We start from the raw sequence: 15269 nt of genomic DNA, 5'->3' as shown, positions 1-15269 counted from the left end.
TGGGATTTCTGACTGGATCATGTCGCCTTCGTTACCGAACGCTAGGTCTGCTTGGTTTGGAATCCCACCGTCTTTGATAAATGGTGCCAACTGCTCATCTGTTACGCCTTCTTTGATGGTTGTTGTCACGGTCATTGTGTACGTGTGGCCTGCAAGGTATGCAAAGCTGTCGTCTTTTTTTGTTCATCGTGAAGGTAATTAAGTTGTTTTCTTCTGTGATTGTGCCGTTTTCTGTCACATCGTTGCCGTTTTCATCGGTGATTTGGATCTTTTCAATGCTTAGTAACGTGTTGATTTGGTCTGTGATGATCGCTTGGTTCCAGCTTGCTGTTTGGTTACCAAATGCTGTGTGGACGTTCCAGTCAAAGGCATCGTTACGGTTCGCTAACTCTAGGTGCTCTTTGCCTTCAATGTCTTTGCTGATTTCTGGATTCACTGGTGGTGGCGTTACTTTTGGAATTTCGGATACGATTTTACCGTTATTGCTGAAGGCTAATTCTGCTTGGTTTGGAATCCCACCGTCTTGGATGAATGGTGCTAGTTGCTCGTCTGTTACGCCTTCTTTGATTTTCGTTTGGATGCTCATCGTGTACGTTTGGCCCGATAGGAACGCGTAACTGTTGTTTTTCTTGTTGATTGTGAACGTGATTAGGTTGTTTTCTTCTGTGAGTGTGCCGTTTCCTGTTACATCGTTGCCTTGTGCGTCTGTGATTGTAATATTTTCAATCTCTAATAGGTCGTTGATTTGATCGGTTAATACCGCTTTTGTCCATGTCGCTGTGTTGTTACCAAACTTCGTGTCTACGTTCCAGACGAATGAATCGTCGCGGTTCGTTAGTTCTAGTGATTGACTAGCTGTCGATGGTGCGCCTTCTAATTGTGCCATGATGTTCCAGTCAAATACTTGGTGTGCTGCGACATTTTTGTGGATTTCTGGTACGTCGATTTTTGTATTTTTATGCGTCAGTGTGATCATTTGGCCTGCGTTGGCTGCTGTGATTTCGAAGGCGATTGGCGTTTTATCTACTAAATAGCCGCTTGGAGCTGTTACTTCAACCAGACTATATTTCCCAAGGGCAAGATCGTTGATTGTCAGCGTACCATTGGCTGCTGTCGTTACCGTCTTCATTGGTGTTCCAGCGGCATTTCGTAAATCATACGTAGCGCCGGCTAGTGTTTTGTTGGCATCTGCTGCGTCTACTTTGCGGAGTTGTACGCTACCTGTTGGATCTGGCTGTTCTACTATTATTGGTGTGTTATCTACCGTGACTACTTGGACGCTGGTATGATTAGTTGCTGTGATTTCAAACGTATGCGGGGTGGCATCTAACTCAAAACCTACTGGCGCTTTTGTTTCAACCAAAGTATAGGTTCCGAGTGGCAGATTTCCTACTTCCACGTGTCCTGTAGCATCTGTTGTGATGGTACGCGCTGCCTCACCATTATTGCTTGTTAATCGGAACTCAGCTCCTGCTAAACGATTCGCATGATTTGCTGCATCGCGTTTGATTAGCTCTAAGCTACCTGTTGGATCTGGTGTTGGCGGCTGACCTGGTGTTGGTGTGTTGTCTATTGTGATGGCCTGAATAGTCGTATGGTTATCTGCCGTGATTTCAAACGTGTGTGGCGTAGCATCTAGCTCAAAGCCTGCTGGCGCTTTTGTTTCAACCAACGTGTAAGTTCCTAGTGACAGATTCCCTACTCCTACACGTCCTGTAGCATCCGTTGTAATGGTACGAGTTGCTTCACCATTATTGCTTGTTAACCGGAATTCAGCTCCTGCTAAATAATTCGTATGATTGGTTGCATCTCGTTTGGTAAGTTCTAGACTACCTGTTGGATCTGGTGTTTCGCCAGTTCCTGATCCGTCACCACCGTAATATCTGACTTCTGAGTTTTTATTTTCACTTACATCTGTTCCTGTCAATTTCGCTTCGTTTTTATAGGCTTGGCCTGTCACTGGATTCGTCATTTTTGTTTGGTACGTCACCGATACCGTGTCGTTGATATTCCCTAAGGCTAACTGGAAACCTTGTGCATTGTCGTTTATTAACATATTCGCTGTGACAGCATCGGCTAATTTGTTAGAGGCAATCGGATTTCCTTGACGATCTGTATCTCCTTTATAGACCGCTAAAGAGCTACGTACAAACGTATGGCCGGCACCAATTGTGTCTGTATATACGGCGTTTGGAATCGTTAACTTATCGTAATTGATGAGTACTGTCCAGTTGATGAGCATTGGGTCGTTGGCATCTACCTTACCCCATTTATTCAAAACATTGGCTGGTATTTCTGTTGGTGGTGGACCTACTACTCCCGTATCTGGGATCTCGATTCCTATTCGTACTTCGCCATTTTTGGTCGGAAAGGTAATCGTGCTCGTCTCACCTGGTGTATTCGCAAGTAAATCTACTTGCACCCAGACATGCATATCGCCATGGACGTTCGTTCTTGATTCGGCATAATCAGTAAACGTAACCGTGATTTCATTCGTTTCTGGGCTTACTTGAGCTCTCCCTACGATATTTCCTTCAGTATCTTTTAGATCAAACGCGAGGCCGACTTCTAATTTCAGCTCCGCAGGCATCTTCACAATCATCGTGTCGCCTGCTTTGACCGTACCATCTGGAATGGCCCAGTTATAGTTGACCTGAATTTTTTCGCCTAAACCAGCTGTCGTTTTATCTAAACTCACACTCGTGATGAGATTTGAACCATGATTCGTGCTGGCAGAACTAAAGTTGAATGGGATAACAGTGATGGCGATAACTGCCACCATTAACATGATTAATACCTTTTTCATCTTTTTTTATTCTTTTCATAAAGTTGATTCCGCTCCTCTAAATTTAATTTTGGTTCCGTGGCTTTTTATTGGCAACTCTATATCCTAGATTTGAGTCACCCTGTTTATTCTTTCGGAACTCAGATATCTTGTTATTGATAAAAAGAAAATAGGGAAAATAAGTCTGTACCACATGATATCTCTCCTTTATATCGTTTATTTTAAGTATTATTTTTATGTATATCTCTGCTTGCAATAGTAATATCTTATCGTATCCCATAGCCACTCACAACTCTATTTTGTCGATTGGTATGACAAAGAAAACGATGTAAACTGAATATTTATTTTATCCCGTAGATTCGAAAATTTCCCTTGTATAAAATATAATATGTCAAAATCCATTATGTAAATCACATTATATTTGTATATTCCCTTACATTTATCTATACTTGACACGTAGGTAAGATGCTCCTTCTTGAATCTTTATGACAGCTATTCCTTGGTATAAAATTTGTAACTCTAAAGGAGTGTTATCATGAACCAATTTTGCCTGAACATTATAGCCGATAAAAAAATTCGTCGACAACTCCATTTGGTAGAGCGAATTTATGCATCTCAGTATCCCATTTCTCTAGAAGAAATCGCTAATGAGTTCGATATTTCGGTTCGCACGCTAGAACGTGACATCCTAGAAATTGGTACGATTGATAAAGACTTCATTATTCAACATAGATCAGTGGGATACGAAATTGAGAGTTATAGCCTTATTGATGACTTGTTAAGCGAAATTTCAGAACAGTCTCCTCTTTTTATCATCATTCAAAATATTTTTGAAGAAATATTTTTAGACGTAAACGAATGGGCCGATGAATTATTTATATCTTCGTCTGCTCTTACCCGCTATCTCAATGGATTCAAAAAAATATTGAAAGATTTCGATCTTACGCTGTCGTATTATCCCGTTAAAATTGAAGGTTCTGAGGTAAATATTCGTTATTTCTTTTTCTATTTTTTCTATAGTACAAATGATATTTCAGAAAAATATCGACCTGGTCAGGAATTATTTGATATTTTCGAGAAAAACTATAACTACTTTATTGAAAATACGCATATTGAAGGCTATATTCAGCATCGTAGTTTGTTGTATTGGATAATGGTTATGAATAAACGGCTGGAACAAGGCCACCATGTCGTGATTAGTGAAGAGATAAAAGAGAAGCAGAGGCAATCATTAACCTATGAGTATATTGCTAAGCTGGCGCATGAAATTATTACGACTGTACGCTTATCGAATATAACGGAAGATGAAGTTGCTTTTATGGATATGTTACTTTTGGATAATTATATTTATAAAGAAGGAGTGGCAGGGCCCATCGAGGAACGGCTGTATCCTTTTCTCACTAAAGAATTGCACGCGCTTGTAAACGAATTTTTTTGTAGATGCTAAGTTAGAGAAACCTAGTGATGATACGCTTTATATTTTCGTGTTCTATATCCGGAATATCCTTCTATTATCTGAGCTAACACCACTTTTTCAAAAGAATTTTTTCGAGGTAAACCAATTCGTCAAGTCCACGCATTATGCTTTATTTAAGCAATGGATGGATAAAGTTTCTTCGAGTAGTATTCCTGAGTTCAAAAATATTCACCATGTGGAAGATGTTTGCGCTAACTTAACGCTGTTTACAATCTATGCTAATAGCCAAACGTTACAGCATACCTCTCATATTCTTTTTTCATTCGATGGAAAAACGGCCTATCTGAACTATCTAGAAGTCTTTGTTGGTAATTTTATTGGTGGTAATAAAAAAAATGACTTTCATTTCTAATCAACATATTACAAATGAATTGGCGAAACAGCTGCATGTTGATTTGGTTGTTACAAATTATAAAGAAACATCGCAAACATTTGATTGTGCCTACTATAATACGGCCAGACATCCTTCATTAAAAGATTGGGATAATATTCATCATTTAATTCTTTCTATGTAAGTCTTCGAGAGGGCATTAACCTGCTTTATGATGCCCTCTCGAAGGTTAGATTTATCGCGCGGTTTACTGAGACAATGGCATCCGTACATAGATTAGGCGGTCATCCAATACAACTAATTCCTTCTCTTCTAGTCGCTTTATCGTTGTATTCAGCGTCATACGGCTTACGTTTATATAATCGCTCAATAGTTTTCTTGTAAAAAAGCTCGGAATTTTCACAAAAGGGCCCTCTGCTTCTCCAAATTTACCTGCTAATATTTCCAAAAATCCAAATACTCTTTCTTCAACATCGGCTCCCATCGCCAGAATTTTATTTAAATAAATGGGGTAGATACTAATCATATAATTGTAATGGTACAAGTAGCCTTCCTGGATGTTCATTATCTTCGCTAATACATCATGAAAATGGAATCGCCAGACAACGACCTCGTCTGATATGACACTTCCGCTAAATTTTGTTTCATCCGTACTACCTTCACAATGTAAACCAATAAATTCTCCTGCCCCAACAAAGTTTACGAGTTGATCACCTATAAAGACCGAACTGATGCCTTTCTCAATCGCAAAAACATACGAATCTTCGTCATTTTCCATGTAAAATATTTCGGATTTTTCAAAGACTAATTTTTGTTTCCTAATCGGGTAGACCTCATCATCTAATAGTATGGATAACAATTTACCTAGGCTAAAATCCCGCTTGATTGCTTCTATATTGTAGAGTTTGTTTATAGTCAAAATTTAACCTCCCAATTTTGAATTTTATCAGCTGTTAAAAGTGCTATTCGTCTAGCTAGAAATAAGTAAGACGCGTCTACCATAAATAATTTCCCCCTCCTCATTTAACTTGTTTAACGTTCCTGTAAGTGTCGCTAATTTAATTCCCGTATAATTTGCCAAGATTTTGTTAGTAAAATATTGTGGCAGTCTGATCACATCTTTATCATCTGAAATTTCACCAAATCTTGATGCAAGCATTCTTAAAGATAGGAGCAATCTATTCGACTTATTCAATATCATGATACTGCTTTTTTTCAACAAGTTTTCTTGGGTATGTGTGATATGCTCATTGTAAAGTTGCAAACCATTTTTATTTTGCGCTACTTTTGATAAGACATCCTTCAGTTCGAATTTCCAAACAGTTGCTTCTTTAGATACGATTTGGCCGTGCAAGATTGACTTTCCATCTGTAAAAAGCCCGATGAACTGATCTGTCCCAATGAAATCAAGAATGGCTTCTTCTCTCTTAATCGCTGCAATTCCTTCTGAAATACCAAATACGTACTGAGGTTTGTTCTCCGCATCTTCTAGCAATAACTGGTCACCTTTTTTTAACGTTATCTGCTCACCCTTGATAGCTAGAAATTCATCATCTAATAAAAAAATTTATGAATGTTTGCATCTTATACCTCCTATATAATCTAGCTTTAATGGCTTGTTTTGTATCTTGGCTGGCTTTCTTAATCCAAATGTAACATGTGAGCATTATCTAATTGGGCTATTACAAAAAAAAGAAAAAAAAGGGAGCAGTCATTTGTTTAATTTCAGATTATTCTGATTTATATAAACAGAAAAATGCTTGGAAACCATACCCAAAATAGCCTCATAGGAACTAGCATTTTCACGAAAAATCAGTTATACTTATAGCGTTATCTGAAAGCGCTACCAATTATAATCAGGAGGTATGAAATGAAAAAGAGTTATTGGTTCATTGGTTTAGGTGTTATCCTGCTAATCGTAGCTGGAATCGCCGGTTTTAACGTATGGAATAAAGACAAAAAGCAGGAACAGGCGTCGGAATTAATCGAGAAGGCGCCAAAATCAGAAGTCTCGAATTTTAAGAATATGATTGATATTTCGGCAAATCCCACCGAAAATATGTATGGGAATTATGATACCAACCGTTTTAATAATTTTTCCGATTTAGGCGCTTGGCACGGTTATTATTTGCCTGATGGGAATACACCCGAAATACTAGGCGGTTTTGCAGGGCCAGTCATTCTTGCTGAGGAATATCCAGCGAATTTAGCGAAAACGTTTGATAAAATCCAAATTGCGAATGCCGATACAAAGACGACGTATGATTTGAGTAAAGCTAGTACCGATTTTGCATACTATCCAGGCAAATTAGTGCAAACGTATGAGCTCGATGATTTGACGTTACAATTGGACTTGATTTTCGCGAGCAATCGTACGGCGCTTGTCAAAACAAATATCACGAATAAAACGGAAAAACCGCTTCATTTATCGCTTTCATGGCAAGGAACTTTGCTTAATAAATTGAATGATGGCAGCGATCAAATCGACTTGAAGCAAACGCTTGAATCCACGCCGAATGGTATCCAAGTCCATTTTCCGAATATAAGAGAAATGTGGACGTTCTTCTCTACAACACAAACGAAATATTCGATCTATCATGACATGCCGGTTACGAATGATGTTGCTGTGAATACATATACATCGAAGGCAAAAAGTCCAATTACAATCGCTCCAAGTAAGGATTTTGCGACGTATGCCGTGGAAAGTTACACGTTCACCGATAAGGAGCTGCAGACGGAAAAAGCCAATTGGGATTCGTATATCGCGGACCAAGATCAGCTATTCCAAGCTAACAATAAACGCTGGCAAGGCTATTTAGACAAAACGTTTGCTGAGAAAAAACACGAAAACTATCCAGAATATAAAAATGCTGCCGTGAAAACGATTGAAACGTTGACAACCAACTGGCGCAGCCCGGCTGGTGCGATTCAGCATGATGGCATTGTTCCGTCGATGTCCTATAAATGGTTTATCGGACTCTGGTCTTGGGATTCGTGGAAAGAAGCCGTCGCGACAGTGCATTTCAACCCAGAACTAGCGAAAAATAGCGTGCGTGCTTTATTCGATTATCAAATCCAGAAAGATGATCCGATTATGCCACAAGATTCTGGCGCGATTATCGATGCCATTTTCTATAATAAAACACCAGAACGCGGCGGAGACGGTGGAAACTGGAATGAGCGTAATTCGAAGCCACCACTTTCCGCTTGGGCAGTTTGGAATATTTATACAGAAACAAAAAGATAAAGACTTCCTCAAAGAAATGTATCCGAAGCTCATCGCCTATCATGATTGGTGGTATACGAACCGCGACCATAACAAAAACGGCATCGCCGAGTACGGTAGCATGGTCAGCGACGCCAACTGGAAAAAGGACGCAAACGACAAAAATATCAAAGATGCAAACGGTAGTTACGAGCTAAACGATGAAGCCGTTATCGAGGCCGCAGCATGGGAAAGTGGCATGGATAACGCTGTCCGTTTTGACAAGGATGGTGTTGGAAAAAATGATCCCGGCGTTCTAGTTTTTAAAAATAAAGATAGCGCGGATAAAGTCATCGGTTACTCTATCAACCAAGAGTCCGTCGATTTAAACGCCTATCTTTACGCTGAAAAAGGCTTTTTAGTCTCCATGGCAGAAGAGCTAGGCAAGGATAGTGATGCCAGTAAATATAAAAAAGATGCTGAAAAAGTTCAGGAATACATCGAAAAAAATATGTACGACAAAGACACAGGTTTCTATTATGACCTGCAAATCAACGACGATAGTTCCAAAACAAAACTGCTTGTGAATCGCGGCAAAGGAACAGAAGGCTGGATTCCACTTTGGGCCAATCTTTCTGACTCAGACAAGGCAGCGAGCGTCCGTGAAAATATGCTTTCTCCAAATAAATTCAACACGTACATGCCGTTTCCTACTGCGTCCAAAGACAATTCGCGTTTCAGCGCAACGGAATATTGGCGTGGTCCAGTTTGGCTCGATCAAGCATTGTTCGGTGTCGAAGCCTTGCAAAATTACGGCTACAAGTCAGACGCAACCTTCCTATCGAAAAATCTATTTAACCACGCGAATGGCTTAATGGGCACTGGACCGATTCACGAAAACTACGACCCACTTACCGGAGATGGCTTGAGCACGAAAAACTTCAGCTGGTCCTCCGCCGCGTATTATTTAATGTATCAAAATACGATTGTTGGTGACGAAACCACGAGTCAGACTGGGATTGAGAAATAAGATTTACCGCTAATATAAAAACCGCTAAAAATCGAATCTGATTTTTAGCGGTTTTATCATTTATAACTTTCCAATTCTACGAACGTACAGAGAAATCAAACCTACAATCATCATCAGTGTACCTAGTACTAGAGCTACTTGATTCGTTGCTTCACCTGTTTTTGGAAGCCTTACCTCTTTCACTTTTGCTTGATTATCTTTTGGCTGCATTCTCATATCAATGATTCCATATACGCCCATGTTTATCTTACTTGTATAGCTAGTTGCCACATTTTTATTACCTTGTTTTCCTGCAACTTTCTCCTTGATCGCAGCATCTTTTAATACCTTTCCGTTCTTATCCACAGTTGGAGCTACAATACTTTCCTTATTAGCTTTCACCGTTACATAAGCAGTTCTTTTCACCCCTTCATAAGCGTACTCGATCGGGTAAATTCCTTCCTTATTGACATTAACCGCCCCTGAGACTTGCATGTTTTGAAATTCAATTAGATCACCATTTTTATCTGATGCACTTTCAAAATTGTCAGAGGCAGACCAGTTTCCGCCAATGTAAACGGTGGAATCTTTCACAACTATGTTCGTTTTATCTTGCTTATAATGATACGTAATCCGTTGTGCCTGATCTGTATATTTCCCAATAATGCTATTTCCCTCCTGTGTCTGGCCGTTTAAATCTCCTAATTGAAAAATATATCCCGGTATATCTTTCATATTACTTTCAAAAGGATCTCCAAAAATCGCGTTCTTATCTACTATCTCGTCTTGTGGTCTTATTTCTTTTTGTGTATCATCATCAATATATTGTACATACACCGGAGCCGCTTTCTTCCAGTCATAACTGTAGATAACGGTTTGCTCTTTTGCATCATCGAATGCGCCAACTCCCTCGGGAACTCGGGCGCCATCAAGGGTAATCTCCTTCAATTCGTATCCTGTAAATGATTTTAATTCTGTTTCAAAAGAATCGCCCCATTTTTTATCAACCCCATCCAACTCTTCTTTTGCTAGCACCTTACCGTCCTTATCTTGATAGATAACATGCACTGGTTTCGCTTTTGTTTTCGTATAGGAATAGTAGACTTTGATTGTTTGGTTGGGATCCGGATACGTTCCTTTTGCGTTATCGGGTATGTCTGATAATTCATAGCGATTTATATTTTTAGGCTCAAAATCATATGCTTGGTCCACCCCTCCGCTTTTAACATCTACCGGGCTTATTTCCTCTTTTGTATCCTTATCAATATAGTGTAATTCGACGGTACCGCCAATATCGGGTTCGTAGAGATAGCTTACTTCACTGCTCTTATCACCGAATGTTCCTGATGTATTATCTGGTATATAAACCAAATGATAGCCTTTTATGAACTTAGGTGTTGTTGTATATCGTTCATCATATTTACCCGTTAAGATTTCTTCTGTAGCAATGTCTTTTTGATTATTTTTGTCCATAAAGCGTACTTTTACTTGGCTAGGAGCATCATCTTTTTCCAAAGAGTACGTGAGTTCACTTGAATATTGGGAGTCACTATCATCGGTAAATTTCCCACTTTGATTGCCTTGAATGTCTTGGAGTGTAAAATGGTCGCTCTTTAATTTTGTTAAAATATCTTGAATCGCTTTGTTTTTTTCAGACCCATCGAATGCTTCATCATGTTTGCCGTACATTAAGTAGCTCTCATGTATTAGCCTGCCCTTATCATCTTTGAAACGCGCAATCACTGGTTTACCGTCATTTTTTTCATAAGCAAATGTGATTTCTTGCTGTTTATCTGTTACTTGTCCGGTAATCTCATCCCTTTTTTGTCGATAATGTTGTATATTGATGGCTTTTTCTTTGAACCTGGAACCATATTTTAGTCCTGTTAACTTCTTGTCTTCATGAATTGTTTTACCTTTTTCATCCACGTAATGGACGACTACCGGAGCCCCTTCAGATACTTTATATCGGTAGACGATTTCTTGGTCATCCTCTGTCAAATATCCTTCTTTTTTTTCACTGCTATCTATAAGTGTATAAAAAGGAATTTCTTCTCGTGGCGTAACGGTATATGTGTCTCCCCATTTCCCAGTTATTATTTTATTATCGACTCCTGGAATAGGATTCCCGTCTTCGTCTACATATTTTACAGTCAATGGCTTCGCTTGCTTGAGTTTGTACTTAAACGATTGTTGTTGTGCTTTTTCATCTAGCTTTATCTTCATCTCCTCTTTGCCATCGAGTGTTTCGTAATGCGCCATATTTTTGGCTTTCGCGGTTACCGTGTCGCCATATTTGCCTGTCAGGATATCAGGCGTCGGGCTTCCAAATGCCTCCCGTTGCTTCTCATTTAAAGTGGATTCTGCATTAACATGATTTACTGTCGCATTTCCACCGGGCTCTCTTTCAAATTGATACTCTGCGTTCGTTTCCCCATCTTGATAGCTTCCCATCGTATTTTTTTTCACCTACATAGTTGTAATGTTGATTTTTAATGTATTCTTTTTTAGCTATGTAGTCCTTTTGAACATCTTGATTGTAGGGATTGCCAATTTTCCCGTGTAAGACACTTTCAACCATGATCGATTTTCCTGTATCCACATCGACGTAGGAAACTTTTACTGTTCCTTCTTCATTATCTTTTGTGACATGCACCCTGATAGATATTGGTTTATCTAATACATCTTGGGAATACAAGGTTTGTTCTGAACTTCCCCAAAGATTTCGTTCTAGTGTGTGCCATACTGTATAAACGCTGCGAACTTCTAGCAAAAAGCTGGTGTCGATTTTCTTATTTGTTTTAGCAGTAATCGATATGGAGCTTGGACTTGTGTCAGTGGTCCCGTTACCTGGGCGCTTGTAATCGATGGATAGTAGACTAGCATCAACACCGACTGTAGAGTAAATGGGATTCATGCTAATGACATAGGCTTCTTTTTTCCACGTCGGTCCTCCTTCACTATACGTTGTGGACTCTCCTCCTTTATAAGAGAATTTATCCTTCAATGGTGTTGTGATTGTATGAATACGCTGTTCTGAGTTCTCTTGAATGATTCGTTTCACATTTTCTGTTAATTTGGCTTTTGATTCATTTTTCGCTTGCTCGACTCTTTGTTCGATAGCAGCATAGGCTAGTTCAGGTTGTAGTACAAACGTGAAAAGCGGAAAAATCAAAATCATAACGACACCTATTTTTAAAAATTTCTTCATCTCGAACCTCCATTTATTTTTTATAACCTATTTTATTTAAAAATTAGGAATAATGATATTATTTTATTATTAAGTCTTATGTAGACGCTCCGGAAGATACCGTAAAATATATTGGTCAATAACATTTTTGTAATGTTTTGACACAAGTGTTTATTTTACAACTTTATTCTACTCTGCTATAGTAACATTATTAAACGAGACTTTGTATGCACAATTGATGTTTAGCGCTAGATATTAATTGTGCATAACAACAGAGGGGGTATTATTTTGATTCCAGTCTATTTGCAAAAAGAACTAAATATTTTATTCTTTGTCATCAAAAAAAAGAAGACTTCGCTAAGGGATATCTCCTCATCTTTGGGTATTTCTAAGCAAACTGTAAAATCAAATGTGGTTAGAATCAATCAATCTTTTGATCAGCACCTAAAAATGAAGGACTTCATTACATCAGACAACACTGGCACTATTCGGGTGAAACGGCAGTATGAGAAACAAGCCGTGGAATGTTCTTATATTTTGAAATTAAAATTGCTAAAGCAGGTAGTTATATTCAATTATGCTGTTTTACTTACAACAAGATCCGTCATTAAGAAACAAGAGATACTCGATTTATTGTTTATTTCAGAGAGCTACTTTACTAAGTTAACGTATAAATTAAATACATTTTTGAAACCATATAATATTAAAATAATTGTCTCTGATAACAGGATTTATCTTGAGGGTAATGAAATATTTATTAGGCTCTTCTCCTACATATTTTTGCAAGATTCTTTTCAAGATCTGGAATGGCCTTTTTCCAATATAAGTATCGATGAAATTAAATCCACCGTTCCTCCAGAAGTTCTACAAACCTCTCATCAGAGATCTAATACGAAAGAAAGGTCTCTCTATATCCTTTATGCTGTTCTTCATACTAGAATAAAGCAGCAAAATTTCATTAAAAACCCTGATTCTCCCGAACTTTTATCCTTCTTTGAACTTATCACAGAGAATTTTGACGCTGCGTTAATTTTTCACAAAAATGGGTTTGGCGACCTAAGCCTAATTAACAAAAAAAAATGAAATACTTGGTTTTAATTTTCTTTCTAGAATTTTTATTTCAGATATTATTCAAAGGAAACAAAAAATCCAGCTCGGTAAAACTTTTTCCATCCAAAAGCACCCTTATTGTGTGCTTTCTAAAGAGATTTATACGCGATTCTCTACGTTAACTTCCTTAGTTTTATCTAAAGAAAAAGAATATATGTATATCTATTATTTGTCCCTTATCATCTCTTCCTATAATTTAATTGGCGACGCATTTCTTAGTTTTGTCGAGCTATATATCCCAAAACTGGCCATTTATTTACCAAAGAAAGATACTCTGTCTGACGCTATAAGAGAGACACTTTCTCCTATTATAGATGATGAAAGTCATCTGGAAATGATATGTAATCTTTTACATTCTTTATTGCATTCCGAAAGAAATCCTAAAATCCATATTTATTTACAAATGACAAAGGATTTTACCGCTATTTATGTTATCAAAAACCGTTTATCTTCGCTGTATAACAATACTAATATTTCTGTTACTGACGATTATTCAAAAGCAGATATTATTGTGACGGATACGCTTGAGAAAGCCAAGCCAAATAAACACGTATTTTATCTAGATTCTACCAAAAACACGGGAAGATGGGCGGAATTAACAACAATTATACAAGATAAGTTCCGTGAGAAAATAAACTTGGAAGAGGGACTATAGTTGGTTGTGCCTGAGTAAGTATACAACATCACGGCCTGGCTTACTAGTCTTCGTATATCTTTCATTTGATATCATTATTCGATTTTTTCTGGGATCGCTTTAATCCGCGCCACAATTTTGTTTGTATATGTTGAAACGCTAAAAACTGCTTGCGGGCGCTTTTGAGTTTTTTGTACCTTCTCGGGTTCTTCTGATAAAACTGCTGATGAAAGTTTTCAGCTGGCCAAAAGACGGAGGTTGGTTCTATGGCGGTCACAATCGGCCGTTTGTATTTTCCGAATGTCGCTAAATTTTGTTTGGAGCGTTCTGCGATTTGGCGCTGTTCTTCATTTGCCACGAAAATAACCGGTCTATAGTTACTACCGCGATCAGCCATTTGACCAAACTCATCGGTGGGATCGGTCAGCTGCCAATAAAGTTCGACTAGCTCTGCATAGCTCCAGATTGTTGTATCAAAAATAATCTCTACAGCTTCGACATGCCCCGTATAGCCACCCACTACTTGCTCATATGTTGGATTATCCATATGCCCGCCAGTATAACCTGATATCACTGCAATGATTCCAGGCTTGGTCTCGAATGGCTCCACCATACACCAAAAACATCCGCCAGCAAATATGGCCCGTGCTTGGTGAGGTCCGTCATCATCATAATGTTTTGATAGGTCAAACGAATCCAAAGTAGCAGCGTTCCCAGTAATTTTTAAATAGAAGTCAGTGACGTCTGGAGTTAGGTTATTTCTTAAAGCAAGTGGACGCAAATCAGCTTCAAGCTTGCCAATCTGGTCGTCAAAATTCGCCCCATTATCGATTCCTATCTTTGCGGTGCGTAATAACGAACGTTCCCAATCCCGAGTAGCTGGATTAAGAAGCAAATTATAGAGGTTTCGAGTGACTTCTGCTTGATTCTGTTTCATAATTTAGGACCACCCTCATTATTTTGTTTTTATATCTCATTATTGCACGAACCAGTAACTAAAATCCATAAAAATTAGAGGCACTTAAGTGAGAAACTGTGATACAGATTGAAATAGACACCATAATATATACTACCCTTTTTTCGAAAGATACATGGTTTTATGCAGGAAAAAGATCAAACAGCATAAACAGGCATTAACAAAAATAGTTGGAGATGGCATAAAAAAACAAAAAATCACCAAAAACAGGAATGTCTATCATAGTAATGTTAATAAATATGGGCGTTTGTCGACACGCTGAAAGAGCCTAAAAAAAATTTTTTAGGCTCTTTGTGTCTTTCATTATATTACAGTACTGGTACACTCACCGTTTTAATCTCGCCGCCAAGTGCATTGTACGCAGTCAAGGTGACCTCATCTGTCCGATTCTTAATCAATGTTTTAGCGTAGTATTGGAAGTCTGGTCCTATTGTTGGAACACTAATTGTTGACCCCTTCGCTTGCTTCACCGTTAAGCTGATTTTTGCTACGTCACCTGTAAATTGACCTTTCACATAACCATCTTTACCAAGTAGGAACGGATTGACTGTC

The 15269-nt window shown here is 38.4% G+C and carries 13 protein-coding genes and 1 pseudogene; 6 read left to right on the top strand and 8 right to left on the bottom strand.

What is annotated here, in order from left to right:
• Positions 1-94: 94 nt before the first annotated feature.
• Entirely contained in the window at positions 95-2806 is a 2712-nt protein-coding gene (locus PCORN_RS19865) for a SpaA isopeptide-forming pilin-related protein (RefSeq protein ID WP_036082551.1), read from the bottom strand.
• Between the two features lie 514 nt (positions 2807-3320).
• Between PCORN_RS19865 and PCORN_RS16370 the strand changes: the two genes are divergently transcribed.
• Both PCORN_RS16370 and PCORN_RS16360 read left to right on the top strand, forming a co-directional pair.
• A complete protein-coding gene (locus PCORN_RS16370; RefSeq protein ID WP_036082548.1) occupies positions 3321-4232 on the top strand; it encodes an AcpB/EbpR/MafR family transcriptional regulator in 912 nt (303 codons plus the stop codon).
• A gap of 365 nt (positions 4233-4597) precedes the next feature.
• Positions 4598-4777, top strand: a complete 180-nt coding sequence (locus PCORN_RS16360; RefSeq protein ID WP_036082545.1) for a hypothetical protein — start codon at positions 4598-4600, stop codon at positions 4775-4777.
• A gap of 63 nt (positions 4778-4840) precedes the next feature.
• Here PCORN_RS16360 and PCORN_RS16355 read toward each other — a convergent pair whose 3' ends face one another.
• Both PCORN_RS16355 and PCORN_RS16350 read right to left on the bottom strand, forming a co-directional pair.
• On the bottom strand, positions 4841-5512 hold the full coding sequence (locus PCORN_RS16355; RefSeq protein ID WP_036082543.1) for a Crp/Fnr family transcriptional regulator: 672 nt from the start codon (positions 5510-5512) through the stop codon (positions 4841-4843).
• Positions 5513-5563: 51 nt separating this feature from the next.
• Complete coding sequence (locus PCORN_RS16350) at positions 5564-6088, bottom strand: cyclic nucleotide-binding domain-containing protein (protein ID WP_036082541.1); 525 nt, start codon at positions 6086-6088, stop codon at positions 5564-5566.
• Between the two features lie 375 nt (positions 6089-6463).
• Here PCORN_RS16350 and PCORN_RS20570 point away from each other — a divergent pair, with 375 nt between their 5' ends.
• Together PCORN_RS20570 and PCORN_RS20565 are read left to right on the top strand one after the other, a co-directional pair.
• The gene (locus tag PCORN_RS20570; protein WP_241433227.1) at positions 6464-7840 is read left to right on the top strand and encodes an MGH1-like glycoside hydrolase domain-containing protein; all 1377 of its coding nucleotides are present in this window, start codon (positions 6464-6466) and stop codon (positions 7838-7840) included.
• On the top strand, positions 7770-8828 hold the full coding sequence (locus PCORN_RS20565; RefSeq protein WP_241433226.1) for an MGH1-like glycoside hydrolase domain-containing protein: 1059 nt from the start codon (positions 7770-7772) through the stop codon (positions 8826-8828). Before PCORN_RS20570 ends, PCORN_RS20565 begins: the two co-directional genes overlap by 71 nt.
• Positions 8829-8888: 60 nt before the next feature.
• On the opposite strand, the gene PCORN_RS16340 is transcribed toward PCORN_RS20565, so the two are convergent.
• Together PCORN_RS16340 and PCORN_RS16335 are read right to left on the bottom strand one after the other, a co-directional pair.
• Entirely contained in the window at positions 8889-11261 is a 2373-nt protein-coding gene (locus tag PCORN_RS16340; RefSeq protein WP_036082539.1) for a MucBP domain-containing protein, read from the bottom strand.
• Positions 11215-12018 (bottom strand): hypothetical protein, encoded by an 804-nt coding sequence (locus PCORN_RS16335; protein ID WP_036082537.1) that lies wholly within the window; start codon positions 12016-12018, stop codon positions 11215-11217. Before PCORN_RS16335 ends, PCORN_RS16340 begins: the two co-directional genes overlap by 47 nt.
• A 267-nt stretch (positions 12019-12285) precedes the next feature.
• Between PCORN_RS16335 and PCORN_RS18800 the strand changes: the two genes are divergently transcribed.
• Positions 12286-13080 (top strand): helix-turn-helix domain-containing protein, encoded by a 795-nt coding sequence (locus PCORN_RS18800; protein ID WP_051999564.1) that lies wholly within the window; start codon positions 12286-12288, stop codon positions 13078-13080.
• Positions 13081-13189: 109 nt separating this feature from the next.
• On the top strand, positions 13190-13762 hold the full coding sequence (locus PCORN_RS18795) for a hypothetical protein (protein ID WP_149024403.1): 573 nt from the start codon (positions 13190-13192) through the stop codon (positions 13760-13762).
• 61 nt (positions 13763-13823) lie between these two features.
• On the opposite strand, the gene msrA is transcribed toward PCORN_RS18795, so the two are convergent.
• From msrA to PCORN_RS19505, 3 genes and pseudogenes are all read right to left on the bottom strand, one after another.
• Positions 13824-14441, bottom strand: a complete 618-nt coding sequence (msrA, locus tag PCORN_RS16325; protein WP_338151789.1) for a peptide-methionine (S)-S-oxide reductase MsrA — start codon at positions 14439-14441, stop codon at positions 13824-13826.
• 18 nt (positions 14442-14459) lie between these two features.
• Positions 14460-14678: pseudogene (locus tag PCORN_RS21145) on the bottom strand (bacteriocin immunity family protein); the annotation flags it as partial.
• A gap of 347 nt (positions 14679-15025) precedes the next feature.
• Positions 15026-15269 (bottom strand): immunoglobulin-like domain-containing protein (locus PCORN_RS19505; RefSeq protein WP_036082534.1); only part of this gene is annotated, 244 nt, incomplete at its 5' end.

It is taken from the genome of Listeria cornellensis FSL F6-0969 (assembly GCF_000525855.1).
In the GTDB taxonomy this organism is placed as follows: Bacteria; Bacillota; Bacilli; order Lactobacillales; family Listeriaceae; genus Listeria_A; species Listeria_A cornellensis.
This window is presented reverse-complemented; position numbering and strand designations above follow the sequence as displayed.